The organism is Nocardia higoensis (assembly GCF_015477835.1).
Lineage (GTDB): Bacteria > Actinomycetota > Actinomycetes > Mycobacteriales > Mycobacteriaceae > Nocardia > Nocardia higoensis_A.
Window position 1 is genome coordinate 1916108 of sequence record NZ_JADLQN010000001.1, and the last position, 26045, is coordinate 1942152.

Genomic DNA, 26045 nt, shown 5'->3' on the forward strand with positions numbered 1-26045 from the left:
GCGGACCATTCCGGCGCGCGCCGCACCGGCGGCGCGCGAGAGACTTCCATTCAGGGGAAAACGTGAAGAACCGTACGTTCCGGACGATGATGGCCGTCGCCACGACCACCGCCGCCTTCGCCCTCGGCGCCTGCAGCTCCGACAGCGAGAGCGCCTCCGACTCGTCGGGCGCCGCGGCGACCAGCTCGCCCGCCGGGCAGTTCGAGGCAGGTGTCGAAGAGGACGCCGCCGTGGAAGGCACGGCTCCGACCTCCACCACGCCGCCGAACCTGCCCAAGCCCACCGCCGCCGAGCTCAACGACCGGCTCACCCGCGCGTTCGACTCCTCGGTCCCCGCCGAGGAGAAGACCTCCTGGATCCAGGACGCCGAGCGGGATCCGCAGCTGGTGGACAAGCTGGTGAACGCGGCCGAGACCAACAACGTGAAGGTGGAGATCACCGACGTCGGCGAGCCGGTGGACGGCACGCTGAAGGCCGACGCGAACGTGACCATCGACGGTCGCCCGGTGGAAGGCGCCTACGTGGAGTTCGTCGCCGAGGGCGACACCTGGAAGGTCTCCCACGATTTCACCTGTGACATCGTGCGCTCGGCGAAGCTCGATTCGGCCGCCTGCCAGGCCCAGTGAGCCCGCGCGGATGACCACGCGCGCGCAGTGAGAGCCGAAGGGCCGGGAGGAAAGCGATTCCTCCCGGCCCTTCGTAGTCGCCGCGGCCCGATGTCGTGCCGGGCACGTGACTGTTCCAGACGACTCAGACGCCGATGACGGTGGGCACGATCATCGGGCGACGGCGATAGGTGTCGGCCACCCAGCGACCCACCACACGCCGCACGGCTTGTGCGATGCGATGGGTCTCGGTGACGCCCTCGCTCGCCAGCCGCTGCAGCTCCGATTCCACCAGTTCGGCGGCGTCGGCCAGCGCGGTCGGGTCGTCGGAGAACCCGCGCCCGCTCAATTCCGGTGCGCTGACGGCTTTTCCGGTGGTCTCGTCGATCGCGATGGTGATCGAGATGAAGCCGCCTTCGCCCAGCACCAACCGATCCGACAGCGTCGACTCGCCGACATCGCCGACCGAAAGGCCGTCGACGTAGACGTGGCCGACCGGGACGCGCCCGACGATCTCGGCGATGCCGTCCACCAGATCGACCACCACGCCGTCCTCGGCCAGCACCACCCGCTCCTCGGGCACGCCGGTGGCCACCGCGAGCGCGGCATTGGCGCGCAGGTGCCGCCATTCGCCGTGCACCGGCATGGCGTTGGTGGGCCGCACCGCGTTGTAGAGGTAGAGCAGTTCGCCCGCGGAGGCGTGCCCGGAGACGTGCACCTTCGCGTTCTGCTGGGTGATGACCGAGGCGCCGAGTCGGGCCAGGCCGTTGACGACGGCGAAGACCGAGTTCTCGTTGCCGGGGATCAGCGAGGACGCCAGCACGACGAGATCGTCGGGGCGGATGTGGATCTGACGGTGATCGCCGCGTGCCATGCGCGAGAGCGCCGAGAGCGGCTCCCCCTGGGAACCGGTGGAGATCAGCACCAACCGGTCGCTGGGCAGGGTGGCGGCCACGTCCAGGTCGACCACCACGCTCTCGGGCACGGTCAGGTACCCGAGATCCTGGGCGATCTGCATATTGCGGACCATCGAGCGGCCGACGAAACATACTCGGCGCCCGTACTTCTGGGCGACGTCGACGACCTGCTGGATGCGGTGCACGTGACTGGCGAAGGAGGCCACGATGACCCGGCCGCGCGCCTTGCCGATGACGGTGTCGAGCACACCGCCGATCTCGCGTTCGGGGGTGACGAATCCGGGCACCTCGGCGTTGGTGGAGTCGACCAGGAAGAGGTCGACGCCTTCGTCGCCGAGCCGGGAGAACCCGGCCAGGTCGGTGAGCCTGCCGTCCAGCGGCAGCTGGTCGAGCTTGATGTCACCGGTGTGCAGGGCCACGCCGGCCGGAGTGCGGATGGCCACAGCCAGCGCGTCCGGGATGGAGTGGTTGACCGCGAAGTATTCGCACTCGAACGGGCCGTGGACGGTGGTCTCGCCCTCGGCGACCTCGATGAGCTTGGGCTGCAGCCGGTGTTCGCGGCACTTGGCGGCCACCAGCGCCAGGGTGAACTTGGCACCGAGCACCGGTATGTCGGATCTGTTCCGCAGCAGGAACGGGACCGCGCCGATGTGGTCTTCGTGACCGTGGGTGAGCACGATGGCGACGATGTCGGCCATCCGGTCCTCGATGGGCCGGAAGTCGGGCAGGATCAGGTCGACGCCGGGCTGCTGGTCCTCGGGGAACAGCACGCCGCAGTCGACGATCAGCAGCTTGCCGCCGTATTCGAAAACGGTCATGTTGCGGCCGATTTCGCCGATGCCGCCGAGCGCGAACACCCGCAGGCCGTTCTTGGGCGCCTTCGGCGGGGTGCCGAGCCGGTCCTGGGCGGCCACCACCGGGGTAGGCGCCTGCTGCTCGCGACCACGGCCCTGTCTGCGGCCGGAGCGCCTGCCGCCGCCGTCGCCGCCGCGCTTGGCGTCACCGGTGCTCTTGGCGGGTTCGGACACGCTCTTTCCGGTCGCACCGGCATTCCTGCCCGCGTCGCCCGCGGACTTCGTGCCGCCTTCACGACGTGCCTGCGGGGCGCGAGCTTCCCCGGATGCGCTTGCCTGGGTGGACTTCTCGGCCGGGGCGCCGCCACCGGACGTGTCGGCATCGACGCTCGCGGCGGGCGGCTGCGAGACGACTTCCTCCGCCGGAGCGACCCGCTCCTCGGGGGCGGCGGGTTGCGCCTGCACCGGTGCGGGCGCGCCCGCCGGACGGCTTGCGGTGCGACGAGGACGGCGCGGTGATGTCATACGAGTACCCCCGCTGTCCGCAGGTCGGCGGACAGCTGATCGAGTTGCGCGGAATTGGGCATGAGCTGCGGCAGCCTGGGCTCGCCGACATCGATGCCCAGCAGGCGAAGGCCCGCCTTGGTCATCGAGACGCCGCCCAGACGTGCCATCGCGGCATTGAGCGGTACCAGGCTCGCGTTGATGTCGCGAGCGCGCACCACATCGCCGGATGTGAAGGCCTCATACATCTCGCGCAGCCGCTCGGGCACGAGATGACCGATGACACTGATGAATCCGACCGCGCCGATGGACAGCCACGGCAGGTTCAGGCAATCGTCGCCGGAGTAGTAGTCCAGTGAGGTATGGGCGATGATGTCGGCGCCGGAGTTCAGGTCACCCTTGGCGTCCTTGACCGCGACGATGCGCGGGTGTTCGGCGAGAACACGCAGGGCGTCGGGACCGATCGGAATGATCGATCTGGGTGGAATGTCGTAGAGCGTGACCGGCAGATCGGTCGCGTCGGCCACCGCGGTGAAGTGCGCGATGAGCCCCTCCTGGCTGGGCCGGGAGTAGTACGGGGTGACGACGAGCAGGCCGTGCGCGCCCGCGCGCTGGGCATTGCGCGCCAGTTCGATCGAGTGCGCGGTGTCGTAGGTGCCCGCGCCCGCGATCACGGTGGCCCGGTCGCCGACCGCGTCGACGACGGCGTGGAGCAGATCGAACTTCTCCGACTCGGTGGTGGTCGGCGATTCACCGGTGGTGCCGGAGATGGCGAGCAGGTCGACCCCCCGGTCGACGAGGTGAGCGGCCAGGCTGACCCCGGCATCGACATCCAGCTTGCCGTCAGCGCTGAAGGGGGTCACCATCGCGACACCTACCGTGCCGGATGCACGCAGCTCCGTGGGCGTCGATTCACCGTTCGTCATGGTCAGAAAGGCTACCCGGTGCCCGTCCGGGCCTCGACATCGTGACCACCCTACGCGCCGCGCGGCGAACCGGCAGCACTTTTCGACGACAGCTTCATGATGTCATGATTTTCCTTGCATGATGTCATTCATGACATCACACTGATGTCATGAATCTGGAGAAATACACTGCCCAACTGCGTGAGAATCTGATCTCCGCCGCCGCGCTGGGCGACGAGAAGACCCAGTCGACCGCGGCCGCCCTGGCCTCGGCCACCGAGAACGCCGCACGGCTGGTGCTGCTGGAGGCGCTGTGGGATCTCGCCGCCGACATCGGCGCCGCGCTGCCCGACCGGACCGTGCATCTGTCGACCAACGGCGCCGAGGTCACCGTCGACGTGCGCAAGGACACCGGTGCCGAGCCACCCACCTTCGAGGAGATGACCGGCGACATCAGTCGGGTCACCCTGCGCCTGGTGGAACAGATGAAGGCCAAGGCCGAGGAAGCCGCGGCGGCCAACGGGGTGTCGCTGAACTCCTGGCTCTCCCGGGCAGTCGACGGCGCGCTGCGCGAGCAGATGCGCGGCTACGGTCACGGCCACAAGCGCGACGCCGGCCGCACAGCCTCCACCGAGCGCAAGGGCGACGACTACACCGAACGCGACGGCACCGCCGGCGACAGCTGAGCCGCCAGCTCCGCGGCGAGATCGCCACGATCCCCGATCACGACGTCGTCGAGTTCGAGCCAGTCGGCCATCTCCCGCAGTGCGCCTGCCAGTGACCGAGCGACCTGCCTCCGGTCGTGGCCGGGTTCGGCGAACGCGCCGGGAACCAGCAGCCGCCCCTTCGCTCGTTCGGCGCGCAGATCGACGCGTCCGGCCAGCCGGTCGCCCAGCAGGAAGGCGAAGACGTAGTAGCCGTGCACCCGCTGTTCGGCGGGGGTGTAGATCTCGATGCGATAGTGGAAGTCGAAGACCCGCCGAGCGCGCGGGCGGAAGAAGATCACCGGGTCGAACGGGCACAGCAGCGCGACGGCCGACATCCGCCTGGGCACCGCCGCGCCCGAGCGCAGGTAGGCGGGGGCGTCCCAACCTTCGACCGACACCGGCTCCAGCTCTCCCGCGTCCACGAGATCGGCGACGGCGGAGACGGTCTGGGAGCGATGCAGCCGGTAGTAGTCGCGCAGGTCGGCCTCGGTGGCGACGCCGAGAGCCGTCGATGCCCGACGCACCAGTTCGCGCACCGCCTCGTCCTCGGGCACGGCGCGGGCCAGCAGATCCGGCGCCATCACCCGCTCGGTGAGGTCGTAGTAGCGGGTGAACCCGACCCGGCGGTCGATGGCCAGTTCGCCGGCGGCGAAGAGCTGCTCGCAGACCATCTTGGTGTCGCTGAGATTCCACCAGCTGCCCTTCGGGCGCGGCATGTCCAACTCCAGATGCCGTTCCACCTCGCTCGCGGTGCACGCCCCCTGCTCCCGGACGACGGCCAGGATGTCCTCCCCCAGGCGCGGATTGCGCTCGAGTACCCGGCGCATCCCGGCCCAGCGCCCGTACCGGTACTTCTCCATGCGCCAGCGCATCAGCGGCCAATCCTCGACCGGCATCAGCGCTGCTTCGTGCGCCCAGTACTCGACCAGCCTGCGGGGCCGGCGAGCGCTGTGGCTCCAGGCCGCCTCGTCGAGCAGCGCGCGATCGTAGGGACCGATGCGGCTGAACACCGGCGCATAATGCGCGCGGACCACCGCCGAAACCGAATCCAATTGCAGTAGTTGCGTTCTGGCTACCACATCCAGGACAGATCGCCGGGTGGGCGGCGACGACCGCGTCCCGCGCCTGCCGAATCCCTGGGCCGCCAGCGCCGTGCGCCGAGCGGCGGCCGCGCTCATGCTCCGCATGGGGCGAACTCTGCCACGCCCCACCGACATTCCCGGTCCGGCTCAGGCGCTGACCGTCGACCGGCCCGCCCGGTCGATGTCCGTGCGCCGGTCGACGGATCCGCCGTCGACGAGGACGGTGGCCAGCAGCCTGCGGCCGGGAGGCAGCACCCGGATGGTGACGGTCCCGCATTCGGCGTCGGTGAGTTCCCTGACGGCCAGCTCGACGACCTCCTCGCGGGCAGTGCGCGCGACACCGGCGAAACCGCCGTCGTCGAGCAGCACCACCTCGACCCCGCGGGCGCGGGCGACGCGGGCGGCGCGGCTGATCTCCTCGGTCGCCAGTTGCGGCGCGCGCAACCGGTCCCGCAGTTCGGCTTCCAGCAACCGGCATTCCTCCCGCTCGCCCGGGTCCAGGTCGGCGCCGTCGGCGATGCGCTCGAGCATCGGGCGCGCGACCTTGTCCAGCTCGGCCAGTTGCCGATCACGTTCGGCGTTCTCGGCGGCCATGGTGGCCTCGGCGGCCGCCCGCACGGTCGCCTCGATGCGCAGCACCCGCAGCGAGCGCTGGGTCGGCCCCATGATCGCGACCGCCACCGAGACCGCCGCGATGGTCATCATCGGCACATCCGTGGCGGTGAACGGGCTGTCGGTCCCGGCCAGGTCGGTCAGCAGCACCACGAGCATCACCCCGGCGACACCACCCCAGGCCACCCAGAACCGGCCGCACAACACCATGATGGCCAGCACATAGGTCGCGGCGAAGATCGTGGCCGGAGTGACCTCCGCGCCCTCGCGGGGAAAACTCCGGCTCAGCGTGGTCGCGATCAGGACTGCCACGATGACGAACAGCGTCGCCCGCCACGGCAGGGGCTCCTGTTCGACCAGCACCACGATCGCGCCCGCCACGGCGATCAGCACCAGTGCCACTGTCGCCGGGATCGGCCGGAGGTTACCGAAATTGTGCAGCGTGTACAGGGCCAGGGTCGCCTGCAACAGCACCAGGAACTGCCACGAGCCCTGCCCGCGCAGATGGAGCAGTTCGCGCAGGCTCCCGTCCACCGCCGATTCGCTCCTCACACTCCCTCCCGTGGCATGCTCGGCTCGCACAGCGCGAGCGCCTCGTGCCCATCTCGCGCCCGGCCACCCTGCCGGGCCGAATCGCCCACCGAGACCGACCCGCCCGCGTCCGGCCGGTCGGCGGAGCGCGGCAGGCCGATCAGCGCCGCTGGATCGTCCCCTTCCGGTGGAACGGTCCAACTCAACGTGACCGTGGTGCCCTGCCCGGGACGCGAGACGATCTCGGCGTCGCCACCGGGGACACTGCGCATCCGGCCGAGGATGCTCACGCTCAGGCCGAGGCGGTCGACCGGCACCTTGTGCGGGTCGAATCCGGCGCCGTCGTCGTCCACCCGCACCCGGACCCCGGTCCGGTCCATCATGAGGGCGACCCCGCGCCGGACGACACGATCACCGGCCGACGCGTGCCGCAGGCTGTTGCGTACCGCCTCGACAGCGGCCGCGGCCACGGTACCCGCCACGTCGACCGGCATCCGCAGTGCTTCGCCGCCGGGACCGCAGCTCACCCCGATGGCGAGATCCGGATCCGCCTCGCGCACAGCCGCGGTCAGGAACATGCTCACCGCGTGGGCGTCGAACCGTTCGGAGCAGCCGGCACCCCGGCGCAGGGCGTCCAACTGTTCGAGAGTGCGGGCCGCCTGATCCCGGAGCACCGGCGACTCGGTGCCCGCGCGGGAGGCGTCGAGCAGCGTCGAGAGCACGGCGTCGTGGATCAGCGCGGCGAAGCGGGCCCGCTCCCGGTCGCGCGCCGCCGCTCCGGCTACCCGGGCGGCGCGGACTCCCGCCGCGGTCGCCTCCTCGTCCACGGCGGCGGCGCCCGCCTGCGCGTAGATGGAACACCACAGGAACAACGCGCACAACCCGATGGAACGGAAGAGCACCCCGAAATACCACGACACGGAAGGGTCGGCGACGACGAACAGGTTCCCGAACGCGAGCACCACATTGGCGGCCAGCATGTAGGCGATGGCCGGACCGGGGCGCCAGGCCAGCGAGGCCGCGATCACGGCGACCGAGAACACCCGGAACATCCAGGTCGCCATCGATTCCGGCACCATCTCGTCGAGACTGAACGACACCAGCGTCGCGGCCGCGAGATAACTCACCGCTGTCGCGCCCGCCATCGCCCGCACGAGCCGCACCGAACCGGCCACCGCCACCGCGGCCAACACGGGGAACAGGGCGAAAGCCGCGATCGTTGCCGCCGTCGCCCAGCCACCGAGCGCCGAGCGGTGCTGCAGCATCTTGGGCAAGTCGAGCACCGCCGCGATCATGCCCGCACAACCGACCGTCAGAGCGAGCCGCCGCACCATCCGGTCCGCGGCCGGCTCGGAGCGCATGCCCAGCAACGGACGCGATTCCCACTGCCGCGACAGCCACTCCGACAGCGCCGCCCAGCGCCCGGCACGGTGGCGCGCGGGCGCAGTCATCCGCGCGGCGCGCGCTCGGGTACCGGCAGCCATCCGTCCTCGACGGCGCGCTTGTAGAGATCGGTCTTGGTGGGCGCGGGCCGTCCGGCGTCGGCGTACTTCTGGCGGATGCGGCCGAGGTAATCGTTGACGGTCTGTTCGGACAGCCCCGTCATCCGCGCCACCCGCGACGCCTTCTCCCCCGAGGCGTACAGGGTGAGCACTTCCTCCTGCCGCGGGCTGAGTCCGACGTCGGAGAGTTGCGGATCGCCGTCGATGGCGGCCGCCCAGTCGGTGGTCACGACTTGTTCCCCGGAAGCGGCCCGGCGCACCGCCGCCACGACCGTCTCCGCGCTCTCGGACTTGCGCAGCACCCCCAGTACCCCGGCCTTGGCGGCCGACCGCACCAGGAACGGGTTCTCCGCGCCGGTGAACACCAGTACCTCGACCCCGCGTTCACGGAGCGTACGCACGTTGTCCTCGGGGGCGGAGCCGTCGGCCAACCGCAGATCGAGGATGACCAGATCCAGATCGAGGTCACCGCCGGTTCGCTCGAGCAGCCCGGCGACCGTGCGCGCCGAATGCACCACCTCGAGATCCGGTTCACCGGCGAGCATCGCGGACAGTCCGATCGCGACCGACTCGTGATCCTCGACCAACGCGATCCGATAACGCGTTCCCACACCGGAACTCACCACGCACTCCCATCGTCGACATGCCTTGGCGACAGCGTACGAAACGATGCCGACTTGCAGTATGACGGTTCACGAACAGGAATGTTCGGTCAGCTCCGGGAGAACCGGGAAAGATTATGCCATCAGCGTCGCGGCGACGGTCGCGCCGAGATTCCAGCACGCCTGCACCGCCGCCTTGTCCGGCTTCCCTGACACCACGACGGTGTCCACGGCCTGTTCCCAGCCCAGACCGGTGGTGATGGACCTCAGCGCGCGCTGCGCTCCCTCGGTGCCCTCGTTGCCGTGCAGCCAGACTCCGAACGGCCTGCCCCGCGTCGAATCGAGGATCTGGTAGTAGGCGCTGTCGAAGGCGTGCTTCAGAGCCCCCGAGATGTACCCCAGGTTGACCGGGGTGCCGAGCAGATAGCCATCGGCTTCCAGGAAATCGGTGGGCGAGCAGGTCAGTGCCGGTCGCCGGACGACCTGCACCCCTTCGATCTCGGGATCGGTGGCACCGGCCAGCACCGCCTCGAACATCTCCTGGCAGTGCGGAGACGGGGTGTGGTGGACGATCAGCAGCCTCGCCATCGGCTCAGCCATCCTGTTCCGGGCCCTCCTGTGCCGGGCCCTTCCGTTCGCGGCCTTCGTGCTCACGTTCCAGCCGTTCGAGAGCGACGGCGCGGCGCATGGTCTCGCGGGCACGGGAGCGGTCTCCCGCGTAGTCGTAGGCGCGCGCCAGCCGATAGGAGACCCGCCAGTTGTCGGGGTCGGCCTCCCACTCCCGTTGGACCTGAGCGAACAATCGGTCGGCCGACTCGCGCTCGATGCGTCCGGACGGCCTGCGCGGCAGTGCGGAGACATCCAGTTCCAGGCCCTCGTCGTGCATGCGCCGGGCCAGGTGCTGGTGGGCGAGTGCGGCGCGGATCGAGCCCACCACCATCCACACCCCCAGGATCGGCAGCAGCAGTACGCCGACGCCGATGGCGATACCGGCGACCTCGCCGGAGGTGATCAGCGCGAACGCCATCCGGCCGAGCAGCAGGAAGTAGAACGCGAGCGCCAGGACCAGCATCGCGATGAACGCGACGGTCTTGGCGATGCGGCGGCCGTCGCCGGAATCCTCCGCCGCGCTCACCTGCTCACCTCCGCGAAGACTCGGGCAGAGTGCGGACCCGGCGTTTTCCGGGGACTCACAGATCGAGGAACGGGTCGAGGCCCACCGTGAGCCCGGGGCGCTCGGCGATCCCGCGCACGCCGAGCAGTACGCCGGGAGCGAACGAGGACCGGTCGATCGAGTCGTGGCGGATGGTCAGGGTCTCGCCCTGGGTGCCGAACAGCACCTCCTGGTGGGCCACGAGCCCGGCCAGGCGCACCGAGTGCACCCGGACGCCGTCCACGTCGGCGCCGCGCGCACCCTCGAGTTCGGTGGTGGTGGCGTCGGGACTACGACCGACACCGGCGCGCTGCCTGGCCTCGGCGATCAGCCCGGCGGTGCGGTAGGCCGTGCCGGAGGGCGCGTCGGCCTTGTTGGGGTGATGCAACTCGATGACCTCGACCGAATCGAAGAACCGGGCCGCCTGCTCGGCGAAGCGCATCGACAGCACCGCGCCGATGGCGAAGTTCGGCGCGATCAGCACGCCGGTGCTCGGGCTCTCCGACAGCCAGCCGCGCACCTCGTCCAGGCGGTCGGCGTCGAAGCCGGTGGTGCCGACGACGGCATGGATGCCGTTCTCGACCAGGAACTTCAGGTTGCCCATCACCACGTCGGGATGGGTGAAATCGACCACCACCTGGGCGCCCGACTCGGTGAAGCTGTCCAGCGCGTCGTCCTTGTCGACCTCGGCGACCAGTTCCAGGTCGTCCGCCGCCTGAACCGCCGCGCAGATCGCCTGTCCGACTTTCCCGCGTGCTCCCAGCACTCCGACCCGAATGGTCACCGCACCTCCTCGTATCGCTGGTGTCGCCGCAAAGCCTATCGAGCGCCTGTCGAAGGCGAACGCGGCCCCGCTCCCGATCGGGGCGAGCAGTCTCGAGTCAGTCGAAGACGATCACCTGACGCAGGGCGTGCCCGGCCGCGAGTTCGTCCATCGCCTGGTTGATCTGGTCCAGTCCGATGTGCGCCGACACCAGGCGTTCGACCGGCAGCCCGCCCGCGCGCCACCGACGGACGTACTCGGGGATGTCGCGCGAGGGCACCGCCGAACCCAGATAGCTGCCGACGATGGACCTGCCCTGCGCGACCAGAGCGAGCGGCGAGATGCTCGCCCGCGCGTCCGGGGCGGGCAGGCCGACGGTGACGGTGGTGCCGCCCGCGGCGGTCGCGGCGACGGCGGTCTCGAAGGCGCGCACATTGCCCGCTGCCTCCACGACGACCTCGGCCTGCACACCCCCCTCGGCGACCTCGGCCGGGGTGTGCGCGGCGGTGGCACCCCATTCCCTTGCCAAGGCCAGCTTTTCGGGCACGGTGTCGACCGCGATCACCTCGGGCGCGCCGAGGGACACCGCGACCAGTACCGCCGCCATGCCGACGCCCCCGAGACCGACCACCATGACCCGGTCGCCCGGCCCCGGTTTCGCCGAATTGAGCAGCGCGCCGCCGCCGGTGAGCACCGCGCAGCCGAGCACGGCGGCCACCTCCGGCGGCACGTCGTCGTCGACGGGTACCACCGAGCGGCGGTCGACCACCGCGTGCGTGGCGAACGCGGAGACCCCGAGATGGTGATGCACCTGCTCACCGTCGCGACGCAACCGTCTGCCGCCGCCGAGCAGCACCCCCTCGTTGTTGGCGACGCTGCCCGGTACGCAGGGCATCCGCCCCTCGCTGCCGCAGCCCGCGCAGTCCCCGCAGCGCGGCAGGAATGTCATGACGACCCGCTGCCCGACGGCGATGTCGCTGTCGCCGGAGCCGACGGCCTCGACCCGGCCCGCCGCCTCGTGCCCGAGCAACATCGGCACCGGCCGCACCCGGTTGCCGTCGACGACCGACAGATCCGAATGGCAGAGCCCGGCCGCCTCGATACGCACCAGCAACTCCCCCGGCCCCGGATCCGCCAGTTCCAGTTCGCACACGCTGATCGGCCGTGATTCGGCGAAGGGGGCGTGCGCCCCGATCCGTTCCAGCACCGCGCCTCGAATCCTCATACCGCGCACGCTACCGCCGCGGTGGCCGGTCCACGAGGCCCGTGCTCCCTGTCGCGCTCCGCCCCCGGAACTCCGCCCGACGATCGTGCCGAAGGTGAGCGCGGCCGGCCGGGCCGGTCAGCGCACGACCGCGGCGATCCGGTTGCGGCGCAGACCGAGCCCGGCCGCGCCCAGGCAGGCCAGCGCGACCGATGTGACGAACCACGGGAACACCTGCTCGATGCCCCAGGTGGTGGCGGCCCAGCCCGCCGCCACCGTCGGCAGCGCCATGGCCGAGTAGGCGAGCAGGTAGTAGGCCGACATGGTTTCCCCGCGCTTGTGCGGGGGCACCACCTCCGACAGATGCCGCAGCGAGCCGCCGAAACCGAGGCCGAAGGTGGCACCGAGCGCGATGCCCGCGCCGAGGACCGCGATCCAGCTGTGGGTGGCCAGCGCGGGCACGGTGAGCAGCAACGCGGCGGCCATGCCGGTGTCGCCGACGATGGCGGCACGGCGGGCGCGGACGCGGTGCGCCACCAACTGCACGGCGGCGCCGGACAATGCCGTCGAGGCGACCACGGCACCGCCGAAGACGAGATTGTGGATGCCGGTCTGCTGGGCGGCCAGCGACGGGTACAGCGACAGCAAGACGCCGAGCACCGACCAGGCCGCCATCACGCCGATCGCCGAGAACCAGAAGTCGGCGCGGATCTCCTGCGGCACAGCTGGTTTCGCGATACGGATGACGCCGGGAACGCGCGCGCCGTGCGGTTCGCGCAGCAGCAGCACGCCTGCGCCGACGGCCAGGCAGAGCACGGTGATCACGACGTACGGCGTGCGCAGCGGGTGTGGCGCGTACTGGGCCAGCAGCGCCGAGCCCAGGATCGCCACGGCCATACCGACATTGAACGCGACGCCGCTGAGCTGCCCGGACCGAGCGCCGTGCCGCGGGCGCAGATCCAGCAGCGCCGCGGCTCCGGCCACCACCGTCGAGCCGACCGCGAGACCGTGTAATGCTCTGGCCAGCAACAGCATCGGCACCGAGTCGGCGAGCAGGAACACCGCGAGTCCGGCGATCAGCACGACGAAGGCGCCGACCAGCACCGGCTTGCGGCCGACGACGTCGGAGATCCGTCCCGACACCAGAACCGCCGCCAGCGCCGCGACCGCGTACACCGCGAACACCAACGTCGTGGTGAACGGCGACAGTTGCCATTGCTGTTCGTAGAGGCCGTACAGCGGCGCGGGCGCGCCGGAGACGCCGAGGGCGACGCCGGTGGCCGCCAGCACCAGGCCGTAGGCCCATCGCTGCGTGGCGGGCCGCTCGTCGACCACTGTCGTCAACGCTGCCATCGACGCTCCCCATCCGGTAGGTTTGATGTTGATCAAACCCAACACTACATTCGGTTCGATGATCGTCAAACCACCGGGGAGAATCGCATGACCGACGCGCAACCCGAACCCCCGCCGCCTGTCGCCGCGCTACCGACCGTGCTGGGCGCGCTTCAGGACCCGGTTCGCCTCGAGATGGTGCGCAGATTGAGCAACGCGGGTGACGCGGTGCGCTGCAGCGCCCTCTACGACGCGATCAACAAATCGACCGCGACCCATCACTTCAAGATCCTGCACAAGGCCGGGCTGGTGGAGCGGGTCGTCATCGAGGGCAATACCTACCAACGTCTGCGCACCGAGGACCTGGAAACCGCGCTGCCCGGACTACTGGCCTCCGTGGTCGGCGCGGCCAACCACGCGGCCCAGCACTGACGCGCCCCACTCAGCAGGTGTCGTATCGCCAGGTGCCGTCGACGTACTTCCACGTGGCCGTCTCGACGCCGCCCTCGACCGCCGGCCCGTCGGTGAACCGGACGGTGACCTGCCCGGTGTCGCCGGTGACCGCGACAGTGATGTCGGGTTCGGCGGCGCCGAGGTCGCGGTCGGCGTACCGCTGCGACATCTCTTCGACGTAGGCGTCCTGACCGAGGGTGAGACGGCAACGCGCCGAGCGGAATTGGTAGGCCGCCCGATAGTCGCCCGCCGCGACGGCCTGTGACCACTGCTGCGCGGCGGTGCGCAAGGCGCCTTCGCTCGTTCCCGCCGAGTCGGCGGCGTCGTCGGCGGAGCTGCTACCGCACGCCCCTGCCACCGCCGTCACGACCGCGAGCGTCGCGGCCGCGCGCACGACTCGTCCGATGCGGATCATCCGATCTCCTCGTCTCCCGATGAGGGGCCTGCCCCCACGCGGGGACAGGCCCGGAACCGCTCGCCACGGTATCGCGGCAGTGCGGAAAGGCCCGCGGACGGTAGCGATCCGCGGTCTCAGGCGACCAGGCGACGCACCGCGGCGGGCAGGTCACGTGTCCGCCGGTACGGTCCGGTGACCGAGGCCGCGAACGGGCGCGACAGCAATGTCGAGGCGATAGCGGCGACCTCGTCGGTGGTCACGGCATCGATGCGCGAGAGCGTCTCGGAGACACTGCGGTGATTGCCGTAGCTGAGTTCGCTGCGCCCGATCCGGTTCATCCGCGACCCGGAATCCTCCAGGCCGAGCACGAGCCCGCCACGCAGCGACCCCTTCGCGCGGGCGCATTCGGCATCGGTGACGCCGTGTTCGGCGATCTCCTCGAGCACCCCACGCGCCAGCTCCGCCACCTGCCCGAGGTTCTCCGGCTGGCAACCCAGGTACACCGAGAACGCCCCGGTGTCGGCGAAGGTGTCCACACTCGAATACACCGAGTAGGCCAGCCCGCGCTCCTCCCGGATGCACTGGAACAGCCGCGAACTGAGTCCGCCGCCGACGACGGTGTTGAGCACCGACAGCGGCCAGCGCCGTTCGGCCTCGTGACGCCCGAAGGCGCGCACCCCGAACACCAGGTGCGCCTGCTCGCTGTCGCGGAAGTTGCGCCGCAGTTCCGGAACGGCCCGCCCGCGAAAGGTCCCCTCCCGGCGCGGCGCCGGCTCGGCCGACAGGTCGAGGCGACCGGCGAAAGCCCGGTGCACCAGTTCGACGGTGTGCTCGTGCTCGACATTGCCCGCCACCGCGACGACCATCCGGTCCGGACGGTAGCGGCGCAGATGGAACCCGCGCAGCTGGGCGGCGGTCATCGACTCGACGGACTCCACCGACCCGATCACCGGCCGCCCGATCGGATGATCGCCGAACAGGGCGGTCAGGAAGGAGTCGCCGACCAGATCCTCGGGATCGTCGTCGCGCATGGCGATCTCCTCGAGCACCACCTGCCGCTCCACGTCCACATCGACCGGTCGGCACAGGCCGTTGAGTACCACGTCGGAGACCATGTCCACCGCCAGCGGCAGATCCTCGTCGAGCACGTGGGCGTAATAGCAGGTCTGCTCCTTGGCGGTGAAGGCGTTGAGCTCACCACCGACCGCGTCCATCGCCTGCGCGATGTCCAGCGCCGAGCGCGTGGGCGTCGCCTTGAACAGCAGATGCTCGAGGAAGTGCGCCGCACCGGCGACGGTGCGGCCCTCGTCGCGCGAACCCACGCCGACCCACACCCCGACGGATGCCGACCGCACGCCCGGCACGTGCTCGGTCACGACCCGCAGGCCGCCGGGCAGCACCGTGCGCCGCACGCCGGTGTCCACGGCTTCGCCGACCTCCCGTTGCGCTGACGAACCCCCCTGCGCGAGCAGGGGGGTCGTCGTCTTCTCGTCGCTCACAGATTCGTCTTGCTCGGCTTCGTCTTGCTCGGGTTCGTCGCGCTCGGATTCATCATGCTCGAGGACAAGGGCTACTCGGCTCCGGCATCCACGGCATCCGCGGCGGCGGGCTCCTCGGCGGCCTCCTCGACCGGCACGAGGGAGATCTTGCCGCGGTTGTCGATGTCGGCGATCTCCACACGCAGCTTGTCGCCGACGTTCACCACGTCCTCGACCTTGGCCACGCGCTTGCCCTGCCCCAGCTTGGAGATGTGCACCAGACCGTCGCGGCCCGGCAGCAGCGAGACGAACGCGCCGAAGGCGGTGGTCTTGACGACCGTGCCCAGGAAGCGCTCGCCGACCTTCGGCAGCTGCGGGTTGGCGATGGCGTTGATCGCGTCGATCGCGGCCTGCGCCGACGGGCCGTCGGTCGCGCCGACGAACACGGTGCCGTCGTCCTCGATGGAGATGTTGGCGCCGGTGTCCTCGGTGATCTGGTTGATGACCTTGCCCTTCGGGCCGATCACCTCGCCGATCTTGTCGACCGGGATCTTGATCGCGGTGACGCGCGGCGCGTAGGGGCTCATCTCGTCCGGGGTGGCGATGGCCTCGGCCATCACGTCCAGGATCGTGGTGCGCGCGTCGTGCGCCTGGCTCAGCGCACCGGCGAGCACCTGCGAGGGGATGCCGTCGAGCTTGGTGTCCAGCTGCAGCGCGGTGACGAAGTCACGGGTGCCCGCGACCTTGAAGTCCATGTCGCCGAAGGCATCCTCGGCGCCGAGGATGTCGGTCAGCGCGACGTAGCGGATCTCGGACTCGCCCTTGTCGTTGGTGACGGTGTCCGACACCAGGCCCATCGCGATACCGGCGACCGGCGCCTTGAGCGGCACACCGGCGTTGAGCAGCGACAGCGTCGAGGCGCAGACCGAGCCCATCGAGGTGGAGCCGTTGGAGCCCAGCGCCTCGGAGACCTGACGGATGGCGTAAGGGAACTCCTCCTGGCTGGGCAGCACCGGGATCAGCGCGCGCTCGGCCAGCGCACCGTGGCCGATCTCGCGCCGCTTGGGCGAGCCCACGCGACCGGTCTCACCGGTGGAGAACGGCGGGAAGTTGTAGTGGTGCATGTAGCGCTTGCTGGTCTCCGGGCCGAGCGAGTCGACCTGCTGGGCCATCTTGACCATGTCCAGGGTGGTGACGCCCATGATCTGGGTCTCGCCACGCTCGAACAGCGCCGAACCGTGCGCACGCGGAATCACGGCCACCTCGGCCGAGAGCGCGCGGATGTCGGCCAGACCGCGGCCGTCGATGCGGAAACCGTCGGTCAGGATGCGCTTGCGCACCAGCTTCTTGGTGACCGAACGGAACGCCGCGCCCAGTTCCTTCTCGCGACCGGCGAACTTCTCGGCCAGCTCGTCGAGCACGGCGAGCTTGATCTCGTCGGTGCGGGCCTCACGGGCCTGCTTGTCGGCGATGCTCAGCGCCTGGTCCAGGTCGGCCTTCGCCGCGGCCTCGACCGCCTCGAACACATCGCTCTCGTAGGGCGGGAACAGCGGGAACTCGCCGGTCGGCTTGGCGGCCAGCTCGGCCAGATCCGCCTGCGCGCGGCACAGCCGGGCGATGAACGGCTTGGCGGCCTCGAGGCCCTCGGCGACGACGGCCTCGGTGGGCGCCTGCGCGCCACCCTCGATCAGCTCGATGACCTTGTCGGTGGCCTCGGCCTCGACCATCATGATCGCGACGTCACCGGATTCGACGACCCGGCCCGCGACGACCATGTCGAAGACCGCGCCCTCGAGCTGCTCGACGGTCGGGAACGCGACCCACTGGCCGCTGCCGTCGTGGTCGGGGATCAGCGCGACGCGCACGCCGCCGACCGGGCCGGAGAACGGCAGGCCGGCGATCTGGGTGGAGGCGGAGGCGGCGTTGATGGCCACCACGTCGTACAGATCGTTCGGATCCAGGCTCAGCACGGTGACCACGACCTGGATCTCGTTGCGCAGGCCGTCGACGAACGACGGGCGCAGCGGACGGTCGATCAGGCGGCAGGTCAGGATCGCGTCGGTGGAGGGACGGCCCTCACGACGGAAGAACGAACCGGGGATGCGCCCCGCGGCGTACATCCGCTCCTCGACATCCACCGTCAGCGGGAAGAAGTCGAACTGCTCCTTGGGGGACTTACCCGCGGTGGTGGCCGACAGCAGCATGTTCTCGTCGTCCAGGTAGGCCACGACCGAACCCGCGGCCTGACGGGCCAGGCGGCCGGTCTCGAAACGCACGGTGCGGGTGCCGTAGCTGCCGTTGTCGATCAGCGCGACCGACTCGAAGACACCCGGCTCGACCTCGACGGCCGAAGACTTGCGTTCAGTTGTCTGCGTCATCTTTTCTTCTCTCAACCTCTCGTCTCGCCGGATCGCGGTGGGCGGCCCAGGAGTTCCCGGGACGCCGGACGATCCGGCTGTTGTCAGCCGTATCCGGCACGGTCGCGCGGTGACCCCCGTGGCCACGACGCGCGCACCCGGCCGGTTCCCCCTTGGGAACGGCGACGCGGAGGCGGTCATCGATCGAAGCCCGCCGGGCGGAGAGATCCGCTCGAAAGGCCACTACCGAAGACCGACGCCACGCGACGGGTGCTTACGGCTGTGCACATGTTGTTACTGCCGGAAGAGTGCTTACCCATCCAACACGAATAGCCAACGGGGAAGAGTGTACGTCTCCCCGTTGGCTATCGACCTACCGGCTCGCACAGAGCAGGTTCAGCGGCGCAGACCCAGGCGCTCGATCAGGGCGCGGTAGCGCTCGATGTCGTTGTCGGCCAGGTACTTCGACAGCCGCTTGCGCCGACCGATCAGCGCCATCAGGCCGTGGCGGGTGTGGTGGTCGTGCTTGTGCTGCTTCAGGTGCTCGGTGATGTCGGCGATCCGCTTGGACAGCAGCGCGATCTGCGCCTCCGGGGAGCCGGTGTCCTTCTCGTGCAGGCCGTACTCGGCCAGGATGGCCGACTTCTGTTCGGTGGTCAGCGCCATGGGGCATCCACTCCTGTTTCTCAGTTCCGCGCTCGGATGGTCTCGGGAAAGATGGTGCGACATCCCGGCCGGGCAGCCACCGCGGACCGCAGCGAACCCGAGGAGCCACCTTACCGGAGCCGGTCCGCTGGCACCGATGCGGCCCCCGGCGGGCTGATCACTCGGCGAGGATGCGGCGCGCGTTGTCCACGTCGCGGCCCATCGCCTCGATCAACTGGTCGAGCCCGTCGAACTTCTCCATACCGCGCAGGTGCTCGACGAAATCGACCGCCACATGCTGGCCGTACAGGTCGGCCTTGCCGTCGATGACGTAGGCCTCGACGGTGCGGGCCCGGCCGGAGAAGGTGGGGTTGGTGCCCACGGAGATGGCGGCCATCGCCCGCTCGCCCGGGGTGACGGTGCCGATGGTGGGGCCGGGACCGAGCACGGTGAACCAGCCCGCGTAGACCCCGTCGGCGGGGATGGCCGCGAACATCGGCGGCGCGACATTGGCGGTGGGGAAACCGAGCTCACGGCCACGTCCGTCGCCGCGCACGACGACGCCCTCGACGCGATGCGGGCGGCCCAGCGCCTCGGCGGCCGACCGCATGTCCCCCGCGTCGACACAGGCGCGGATGTAGGTCGAGGAGAAGGTGACCGCGTGCTCACCGACGAGCGTGACCTCGTCGACCTCGAAACCGAAGCGCTGCCCCAGCTCTTTCATGGTCGCCACGGTGCCCGCCGCCTTCTTGCCGAAGGTGAAGTTGTCGCCCACCACCACCTCGGCGACGTGCAGCCGTTCGACCAGCAGATCGTGCACGTAGCGGCCCGGCGTGAGCTTCATGAACTCGGGGGTGAAGGGCATCACGCAGAACACATCGATGCCGAGTTCCTCGACCAGCTCGGCGCGACGGGTCAGCGTGGTCAGCTGGGCCGGATGGGAACCGGGTCGCACCACTTCCATCGGGTGCGGATCGAAGGTCATCAGCACCGCTGGAACACCGCGCGCGGCGGCCGATTTCACCGCTCTGCTGATCAGTTGCGCGTGGCCACGGTGCACTCCGTCGAAAACGCCGATCGTGAGCACGCAGCGACCCCAGTCCGCGGGCACGTCCTCGAGACTTCGCCATCTCTGCACACGCGAAGCCTACGCAAACCAGGGCGTGAACAGTATTCCGGCCAGCCGATGTCACACGCCGGGTCACATGTCGCTTCCGGTGTCGTATACGGCCGGTGAACTCGCCACGGGGATGTGTGCAACGACGACAGAATGCCTAAGCTCGCAGATGTGCCCGGTAAACGAGATGTCGCCACCCGCCGCGAGCTGAACGACGCCTCCGTGAACGCTACGGTCGCGACGGACGCCGCGGTCGAGGGTGTCACGACGGTCGCGCCGGATCTGACCTCGGTCGCGCAGGATTATCTGAAGGTCATCTGGACCGCTCGTGAGTGGTCCCAGGAAGAGAAGGTGACCACCAAGCTGCTCGCCGAACGCATCGGCGTCTCGGCGTCCACCGTCTCCGAGGCGGTGCGCAAGCTCGCCGATCAAGGTCTGGTGGAGCACGCCCGCTACGGCTCGATCACGCTGACCGAGCACGGCAGGCGGGCGGCGGTGGCGATGGTGCGCAGGCACCGGCTGCTGGAGACGTTCCTGGTCAACGAACTCGGCTACGGCTGGGACGAGGTGCACGACGAGGCCGAGGTGCTCGAGCACGCCGTCTCCGAGTTGCTGATGGCCCGTATCGACGCCAAGCTCGGCTACCCCGACCGGGACCCGCACGGCGACCCGATCCCCTCCGTCGACGGTGACGTGCCCACTCCGCCCGCCCGCCGGCTCAGCGAGTTCACGGCGGGCCAGCACGGCCGGGTCGCCCGGATCTCCGATTTCGATCCGGACATGCTGCGCTACTTCGACTCGGTCGGCATCGCGCTGGACACCGTCATCGAGGTGGTCGAGCGCCGCGACTACGCCGGGACGATCGCGGTGCTGATCGGCGGCGCGGACACCGCGGTCGATCTGGGCAAGCCCGCGGCCGAGGCCATCTGGCTCACCAGCTGAGCGGTCGCGGCCACCGCCCGCGTGGGGCGGTCAGTCGACCAGGCCGCGCGGACGCACCACGAAGACCGGCGCGGCGCGCTTGCCCTTCTCCTCGAGCAGCGCGATCGCGGTCCCGTCGGCGGTCAGTGCGGCGTACACGCCCTTCATCCCGATCGGGTCCAGCCATCGGCCGTCCCGCAACGACCGCGCCTGTTCGTCGTCGATCGTCCGGTGCGGAAAGGCGATGCGCACAGCCTCGTCCATGTCCACGTTCAGGACGGGATCGTCGGCGAGATCGGCGAGCGTGCGGGCATGCTCCAAGGTGAACGGACCGACCCGGGTACGCCGCAGGGCGGTCAGGTGCCCGCCGACCCCCAGAGCAGCGCCGAGATCGCGGGCCAGCGCGCGCACATAGGTGCCCGAGGAGCATTCGACGGTCACGTCCAGATCGACGAAACCGCCTGCGGCGATGTCGCGGCGGGCGAGGACGTCGAAGCGCGACACTGTGACCGGCCGCGCCGCCAGCGTCACCTCTTCGCCCGCGCGGTGGCGGGCGTAGGCGCGTTCCCCGTCGATCTTGATGGCGCTCACCGTGGCGGGCACCTGCTGGATGTCGCCGGTCAACGCGGCCACCCCGGCCGCGATCTCGGCGGCGGCGAGATGGGTCGCCGGGGTCGCGCTCAGCACGTCGCCTTCGGCGTCGTCGGTGGTGGTGGCACTGCCCAGCCGGATGGTGGCGGTGTAGGCCTTGGTGGTCAGGGTGAGCAGGCCGAGCAGCTTGGTGGCGCGTTCCACGCCGAGCACCAGCACGCCGGTGGCCATCGGGTCGAGGGTGCCCGCGTGCCCGATCTTGCGGGTGCCGAGGATCTTGCGGCAGCGCGCGACCACGTCGTGGCTGGTCAGCCCCCCGTCTTTGTCGACGATGAGCAGTCCGCCGAGCACGTCGACGCGACGGACCGGAGCATTCGCCGCCGCCATCAGTCGTGCACGATCGCGGTCAGGATCAGCCCGTCGGTGATCAGCCAACGGCCCTCGAAGGAGGTCAGCGGAGTGCCGCCGTCGTTGACCTGCCCCGGCACCAGAAGCTCGGAGCGGAAGGTGCCCGCTCCCGAGATCGCGCCCGTCTCGTCCGCCGTGCCCGTCTCCTCGACGGTGAAGCCGATGCGCGCGTCCTCGAACCCGAGCCACCGCGTCGTCAGCGGAAACCACGCCTTGTAGGTCGCTTCCTTGGCGCAGAACAGCAGACGATCCAGGTGCAGCCCGGAATCGTTGCCGCGCAGCCACTCCCGCTCCTGCGGCAGACTCACCGAATCGAGGACGCCGGGGGGCAGCGCGTCGTGCGGTTCGGCGTCGATACCGATCGACCGGAAGCGCAGCTTGTGCCCGAGCGCCGCGGCCCGGTAACCGTCGCAATGGGTGAGACTGCCGACGATCCCGCGCGGCCACACCGGCGCGCCACGCTCGCCACGGCCGATCGCCACCGGCTTCTCGCCGAGCGCTTCCATGGCCTGGCGCGCGCAGTGCCTGGCCCCGATGAAATCGCGACGGCGCTTCTCCACCGCATTGGCGATGAGGTGCTCCTCGGCCGGATGCGCGCGCAGGTCGTCGGGGAAGTCAAGCAACTCGGCGGCGGCGACCCCGCTGGGCAGAATGTTCTCGATCATCGCCGACGAGCCTAGTCCAGCGGATCGCGCACCGCCCCGGCCGCACTCACACGCCTCGGCGACGCTGGGCCTTGGACCGCATCTCGGCCGCCGCGGCCTCCATCTCGGGAGTCAGCCGGAAATGCCCACCCCACTTGTTGAGCGCGCCCGGCGGGTACTCGGGCGTGGGCAGGATCTGGCGAAGAAGCCGGTCCGGCAGGCCGCGGCGCTGCCATTCCCGCGGATAGCCGAGCGAGACCTCTTCGAAGCGGACGCCGTCGTAGTAGGAAGTGCGCGGAATGTGTAGATGGCCGTACACCGAGCAGACCACGTTGTAGCGGGTATGCCAGTCGGCGGTCCGCACCGTGCCGCACCACAGCGCGAACTCGGGGTAGAACAGCACATCGGTGGGCTCGCGCACGAGCGGGAAGTGGTTGATGAGCACCACAGGCGTGCCCTCGGGGAGCCCGTCGAGCTTGCGCTCGGTCACCTGCACGCGGTCGTGGCACCAGGCGTCACGGGTGAGATACGGGTCCGGCGAGAGCAGGAACTCGTCGGTGGCCACCACATTGCGCGAGCGAGCGATGGCCAGGCCGTCAGCCTTACCCGTCGCGCCCTCGGGCAGGAACGAGTAGTCGTAGAGCAGGAACATCGGCACCAGCGTCACCGCGCCGCCGTACTCCTCGCTGCCCGCGCCACGCCAGACCGGGAACGGGTCCTCCGGCGTCACCACGTCGAGGTCGCGGCAGATCGAGACCAGGTAGTCGTAGCGCGCCACCCCGTGCATCTGCACCGGATCCTTGGCCGTGGTCCACAGCTCGTGGTTGCCCGGTACCCAGATCACCTTCGCGAACCGCTCCCGCAGCAGCCCCAGGGCCCAGCGGATCTCTTCGGTCTTCTCGCCCACGTCCCCGGCCACGATCAGCCAGTCCTCGGGCGAATCGGGCCGGATCTGTTCGACGACCGGCCGATTGCCCTGGTGGCCGACGTGAATGTCGCTCACCGCCATCAACTTGGGTATCACCCGCTCCACCTTGTCACATCGGCGGCGCCCGCTCATCCGCCCCACCGCGCAGCTCCTTGTCGAGGCGGCCGATCCGACCGCGGTCCGCACGCAGGTGGTACCGGGCGCTGGTCGCGCAGACACTTCGGCGCAGTGGCGTGACCATGGACGACGAGGGCCTGGAAGCGGTCTAGGCCGGGTGTGACCAGTGCATGCGCGCGGTCGGCGCGACACCGGGCGCCACCCGCAGCCTGCCGTCGGGTTCGCGCCTGCACGAGGCCACCGCGACGTGACAGGGCCGGGGCAGGTCCTCCGGGATGCTGACGCCGCCGTCGATCTCGTACCGCATGTTCGTGACCTTCCAGGCGCGCGCGCCCGGTTCGTCGTGGGTCAGCGGCGGCCGGTCGGCGCGCACGACGACCATCACCTCGGTGATGCCGACCGGCCAGTCGAAGACGAGCAGTCCGCCGCTCTCGGCGAGCTGCGCGACGACCGGAATACCGCCCGGCATCGGATCATCGGGCACATGACCCGCCCGCGCCGGATCGCCCGCCGCGGCGGCACCGACGTCCCGCGCGGCCCACGCCGGGCCGGAGAGCGGTTCCACTGTCGGCCCCGCAGTCGCCCTGGGGTCGGAGCGAGACGCGGGCGCGGAGGCAGCGTCGGATGTCCAGCCGACGGGCGGGATCTGCTCCCGGGCGGAAGACTGCGCCGGGGTGGAGGCGCTCGCCCCGCCGGGGAGCTCGGCCGAGGCACGGACGGACTCGGAGGCTGCGGGCTTCGAGGGAACGGCATCCCGCTCTTCGACCGGCGGCGCCACCGGCACGGGTGGAACTTCCCGGTGCGGAGTTCGCTCCTCGCCGGACGGGCCCGACGCGGCAGCCGATGCGGATTGCCCGGTGAGAGGTGGTGCCGGGCTCGGCATCTGCGACGACGCCGTCGTCGCTGCGGTTGTAGGCGTGACCTGGCCCGAATACGACGGGCTCGAGCGGCGGCTGTAGTCGATGCGACCGGTGGACGCCGAGGAGGACGCCATGGGGGTCCGCGTGCCGGAGCCGGGTGCGGCGTCGGATCGGGCCGGTTCGGAGTAGCGGCCGCCGATCGCCGTGGCGACCGCGTAGACGGGAATGTCGTCGGCAGGGGCGCCGCCGTCTTCGATCTCGGTACCGTGTGTGCGGCCGACGACGCGCCAGGAACCGTCCGGCCGCAGGCAGGTGACGCGGTAGTCGGCGCGTTCGGCGGTCGGCGCCGACCAGGTCACCAGCACCGAGCCGTTGGGCAGCCGTCTGGTCGCCACGCCGGTCGGGGCGGGCACGGGGGTGGCGGCCAGCTGGCGTGTAGCCGATTCGTGGTCGGCGCAGCGGGTCAGCGCCCGGGTCAGCAGCCGGGCGCGTTCGAGCGGAGAAGCGGCCGCGGCGGTGCCGACGAGCCGGTCGGCTTCGGCGACCGCGGCTTTCGCCTCCGCGCCCAACGCTTCCAGGCCGACGTCGTAGCCGGTGGGCGGGGGCACGTCCAGGGCGGTGCGGCGCAAGCGGTCGACCAGGTCGAGCACTTCGGCGTACCGGTTGGCCGCGCGGGCGGCCGTCGCGGCCCGCCACCAGCTCGCCGCTTCGGCGAGCACCCGCTCGACATCGTCGGCCACGGAACGGATCTGGGTGGTGCCGTCGCGACGGGTGTCGAGCATGCGCGCGTCGGCGATGTGGCGGGCCGCCTGCTGCGGACGGCCCGCGCGCAGGGCGGCGCGAGCGGCCTTCAGCGGCTCCATCCATTCGTGGCGAGCCGGAGCGGGGCCGGCGGCCGGGATCGGCGCGGGGCCGGGCGCAACCGGCGGCGGCGTGCCCGCACGCACCCGCGCTCCCAGTTCACGCGCCAGTTCCTCGAGGACCATAGCCGCACCCGACGGGTCGAGACCGAGCTCGACGGCCTCCTCGAGCAGGAAATCGTAGTCCTCGCCCGCCAATTCGTCCTCGACGAGCACGGCGGCCCTGACCTTCGGCCGCAACCGTTCGGCCACGTCGGACACCACCGAGACCACGTACTCCTCGGCCGCGTCCGCGCCGGGCTCCAACAGATCCCCCACGTGCACGAGCAGTTCGTCGAGCACCACCCGCATCCGCCCCGGCGGGAGCTCCCTGGCCCGCGCGCGCAGAGCGTCGGCGCGTAACCGGATCTCCTCGGTGTGTCCGGCGCGGGTCGGGTCGAGGCCGATCAGCGCGAGCAGGGTCGGGGTCGGGGGCCCGTCGACGAGCTTGGCCCATTCCGCCAGCAGACGGCGGATCTGGGTGCGGCGTTGTTCGGTGAGCAGGCGGGGCGCGGGCTCGGCGGTGGCCGAGGCGTCCTCGACGATCCGATGCCTGCGCAACCGGCCCGCCACTTCGTCCGGACCGAGCCCGCTCATCGCGCCGATCTCCTCGAGACCGGCGACCTTGCCCGCGGGCACACCACCGTGGCGCTCCACCAGCCGGGCGATCGCCGCGTCGAGCATCTCGAATCGCTCGGCGTCGCGCTCCTCGCGCTCGCGCCGGATGCGCAGTGCTTCGGCCCGGCGCGCGGAGACATCCAGCAGCAGATACGACAGCCGTTCGTGGTTGTCCACGAGCAAACCGACGAGCACCCGGTACTTGGGATGGTCGCGCTGGCGCTGCCAGAACCCCCACACCTCGCTCACCCGGGCGGCCACGTCGGCGTCGGTGAGGGTTTCGGCCAGCTCGAGGGGAATGTCGTAGAGCTCGAAGGCGTCGGAGTGTTCGATGCCGCCGCGGCGCTCGACCGCGGCCAGCACCCGTTTGCGGTAGTCGTTCGGATCGAAGGGATGCAT

24 protein-coding genes are annotated in these 26045 nt (G+C 70.4%); 4 read left to right on the forward strand and 20 right to left on the reverse strand.

The features are described 5' to 3' along the window. Positions 1 to 86 precede the first annotated feature (86 nt). Entirely contained in the window at positions 87 to 626 is a 540-nt protein-coding gene (locus tag IU449_RS08645; RefSeq protein ID WP_228803825.1) for a hypothetical protein, read from the forward strand. A 124-nt stretch (positions 627 to 750) separates the two neighbouring features. On the opposite strand, the gene IU449_RS08650 is transcribed toward IU449_RS08645, so the two are convergent. Continuing rightward, positions 751 to 2841 (reverse strand): ribonuclease J, encoded by a 2091-nt coding sequence (locus IU449_RS08650; RefSeq protein WP_228803827.1) that lies wholly within the window; start codon positions 2839 to 2841, stop codon positions 751 to 753. After that, the gene (gene dapA, locus IU449_RS08655; RefSeq protein WP_195001347.1) at positions 2838 to 3746 is read right to left on the reverse strand and encodes a 4-hydroxy-tetrahydrodipicolinate synthase; all 909 of its coding nucleotides are present in this window, start codon (positions 3744 to 3746) and stop codon (positions 2838 to 2840) included. Before dapA ends, IU449_RS08650 begins: the two co-directional genes overlap by 4 nt. A 149-nt stretch (positions 3747 to 3895) precedes the next feature. On the opposite strand from dapA, the gene IU449_RS08660 reads away from it, so the two are divergent. Then, positions 3896 to 4411 carry a toxin-antitoxin system HicB family antitoxin gene (locus IU449_RS08660; RefSeq protein ID WP_195001348.1) on the forward strand — a complete coding sequence of 172 codons (516 nt, stop codon included), beginning with the start codon at positions 3896 to 3898 and terminating at the stop codon, positions 4409 to 4411. Here IU449_RS08660 and IU449_RS08665 read toward each other — a convergent pair. From IU449_RS08665 to IU449_RS08705, 9 genes are all read right to left on the reverse strand, one after another. Continuing rightward, complete coding sequence (locus IU449_RS08665; protein ID WP_195001349.1) at positions 4375 to 5619, reverse strand: winged helix-turn-helix domain-containing protein; 1245 nt, start codon at positions 5617 to 5619, stop codon at positions 4375 to 4377. The genes IU449_RS08660 and IU449_RS08665 overlap by 37 nt on opposite strands. 42 nt (positions 5620 to 5661) lie before the next feature. Next, a complete protein-coding gene (locus IU449_RS08670) occupies positions 5662 to 6678 on the reverse strand; it encodes a hypothetical protein (RefSeq protein ID WP_324188136.1) in 1017 nt (338 codons plus the stop codon). Continuing rightward, positions 6675 to 8141: an ATP-binding protein gene (locus IU449_RS08675; RefSeq protein ID WP_195001350.1), complete on the reverse strand. Its 1467-nt coding sequence runs from the start codon at positions 8139 to 8141 to the stop codon at positions 6675 to 6677. The genes IU449_RS08670 and IU449_RS08675 overlap by 4 nt, the downstream gene beginning before the upstream one ends. After that, positions 8105 to 8782: a response regulator transcription factor gene (locus IU449_RS08680; RefSeq protein ID WP_324188137.1), complete on the reverse strand. Its 678-nt coding sequence runs from the start codon at positions 8780 to 8782 to the stop codon at positions 8105 to 8107. Before IU449_RS08680 ends, IU449_RS08675 begins: the two co-directional genes overlap by 37 nt. 114 nt (positions 8783 to 8896) lie before the next feature. Further along, entirely contained in the window at positions 8897 to 9349 is a 453-nt protein-coding gene (locus IU449_RS08685) for a flavodoxin family protein (RefSeq protein WP_195001351.1), read from the reverse strand. A gap of 4 nt (positions 9350 to 9353) precedes the next feature. Further along, positions 9354 to 9833 (reverse strand): hypothetical protein, encoded by a 480-nt coding sequence (locus IU449_RS08690; protein ID WP_195002418.1) that lies wholly within the window; start codon positions 9831 to 9833, stop codon positions 9354 to 9356. 118 nt (positions 9834 to 9951) lie between these two features. Then, positions 9952 to 10698 (reverse strand): 4-hydroxy-tetrahydrodipicolinate reductase, encoded by a 747-nt coding sequence (gene dapB, locus IU449_RS08695; RefSeq protein ID WP_195001352.1) that lies wholly within the window; start codon positions 10696 to 10698, stop codon positions 9952 to 9954. Positions 10699 to 10795: 97 nt separating this feature from the next. Next, the gene (locus IU449_RS08700) at positions 10796 to 11902 is read right to left on the reverse strand and encodes a zinc-binding dehydrogenase (RefSeq protein WP_195001353.1); all 1107 of its coding nucleotides are present in this window, start codon (positions 11900 to 11902) and stop codon (positions 10796 to 10798) included. A 117-nt stretch (positions 11903 to 12019) separates the two neighbouring features. Further along, on the reverse strand, positions 12020 to 13234 hold the full coding sequence (locus IU449_RS08705; protein WP_195001354.1) for an MFS transporter: 1215 nt from the start codon (positions 13232 to 13234) through the stop codon (positions 12020 to 12022). 87 nt (positions 13235 to 13321) lie between these two features. Here IU449_RS08705 and IU449_RS08710 point away from each other — a divergent pair, with 87 nt between their 5' ends. Next, positions 13322 to 13645 (forward strand): ArsR/SmtB family transcription factor, encoded by a 324-nt coding sequence (locus tag IU449_RS08710; protein ID WP_195001355.1) that lies wholly within the window; start codon positions 13322 to 13324, stop codon positions 13643 to 13645. Positions 13646 to 13655: 10 nt separating this feature from the next. On the opposite strand, the gene IU449_RS08715 is transcribed toward IU449_RS08710, so the two are convergent. The 5 genes from IU449_RS08715 to IU449_RS08735 form a co-directional block, all read right to left on the reverse strand. After that, the gene (locus tag IU449_RS08715; protein ID WP_195001356.1) at positions 13656 to 14081 is read right to left on the reverse strand and encodes a hypothetical protein; all 426 of its coding nucleotides are present in this window, start codon (positions 14079 to 14081) and stop codon (positions 13656 to 13658) included. Positions 14082 to 14197: 116 nt separating this feature from the next. Continuing rightward, entirely contained in the window at positions 14198 to 15535 is a 1338-nt protein-coding gene (locus IU449_RS08720) for a M16 family metallopeptidase (protein WP_195002419.1), read from the reverse strand. A gap of 98 nt (positions 15536 to 15633) precedes the next feature. Then, positions 15634 to 17919, reverse strand: a complete 2286-nt coding sequence (locus IU449_RS08725) for a polyribonucleotide nucleotidyltransferase (RefSeq protein ID WP_195001357.1) — start codon at positions 17917 to 17919, stop codon at positions 15634 to 15636. A gap of 375 nt (positions 17920 to 18294) precedes the next feature. Continuing rightward, on the reverse strand, positions 18295 to 18564 hold the full coding sequence (gene rpsO, locus IU449_RS08730; protein ID WP_067853890.1) for a 30S ribosomal protein S15: 270 nt from the start codon (positions 18562 to 18564) through the stop codon (positions 18295 to 18297). Between the two features lie 157 nt (positions 18565 to 18721). After that, the gene (locus IU449_RS08735) at positions 18722 to 19681 is read right to left on the reverse strand and encodes a bifunctional riboflavin kinase/FAD synthetase (RefSeq protein WP_195001358.1); all 960 of its coding nucleotides are present in this window, start codon (positions 19679 to 19681) and stop codon (positions 18722 to 18724) included. A gap of 132 nt (positions 19682 to 19813) precedes the next feature. Here IU449_RS08735 and IU449_RS08740 point away from each other — a divergent pair, with 132 nt between their 5' ends. Beyond that, on the forward strand, positions 19814 to 20602 hold the full coding sequence (locus IU449_RS08740) for a metal-dependent transcriptional regulator (RefSeq protein WP_195001359.1): 789 nt from the start codon (positions 19814 to 19816) through the stop codon (positions 20600 to 20602). Positions 20603 to 20632: 30 nt separating this feature from the next. On the opposite strand, the gene truB is transcribed toward IU449_RS08740, so the two are convergent. From truB to IU449_RS08760, 4 genes are all read right to left on the reverse strand, one after another. Continuing rightward, on the reverse strand, positions 20633 to 21559 hold the full coding sequence (truB, locus tag IU449_RS08745) for a tRNA pseudouridine(55) synthase TruB (RefSeq protein ID WP_195001360.1): 927 nt from the start codon (positions 21557 to 21559) through the stop codon (positions 20633 to 20635). Further along, the gene (gene npt, locus IU449_RS08750; RefSeq protein WP_195001361.1) at positions 21559 to 22245 is read right to left on the reverse strand and encodes a 4'-phosphopantetheinyl transferase Npt; all 687 of its coding nucleotides are present in this window, start codon (positions 22243 to 22245) and stop codon (positions 21559 to 21561) included. Before npt ends, truB begins: the two co-directional genes overlap by 1 nt. Positions 22246 to 22291: 46 nt before the next feature. Continuing rightward, positions 22292 to 23248, reverse strand: coding sequence for a metallophosphoesterase family protein (locus IU449_RS08755; RefSeq protein ID WP_195001362.1), 957 nt, complete (start codon positions 23246 to 23248; stop codon positions 22292 to 22294). A gap of 169 nt (positions 23249 to 23417) precedes the next feature. Next, positions 23418 to 26045 carry a hypothetical protein gene (locus tag IU449_RS08760; protein ID WP_195001363.1) on the reverse strand — a complete coding sequence of 876 codons (2628 nt, stop codon included), beginning with the start codon at positions 26043 to 26045 and terminating at the stop codon, positions 23418 to 23420.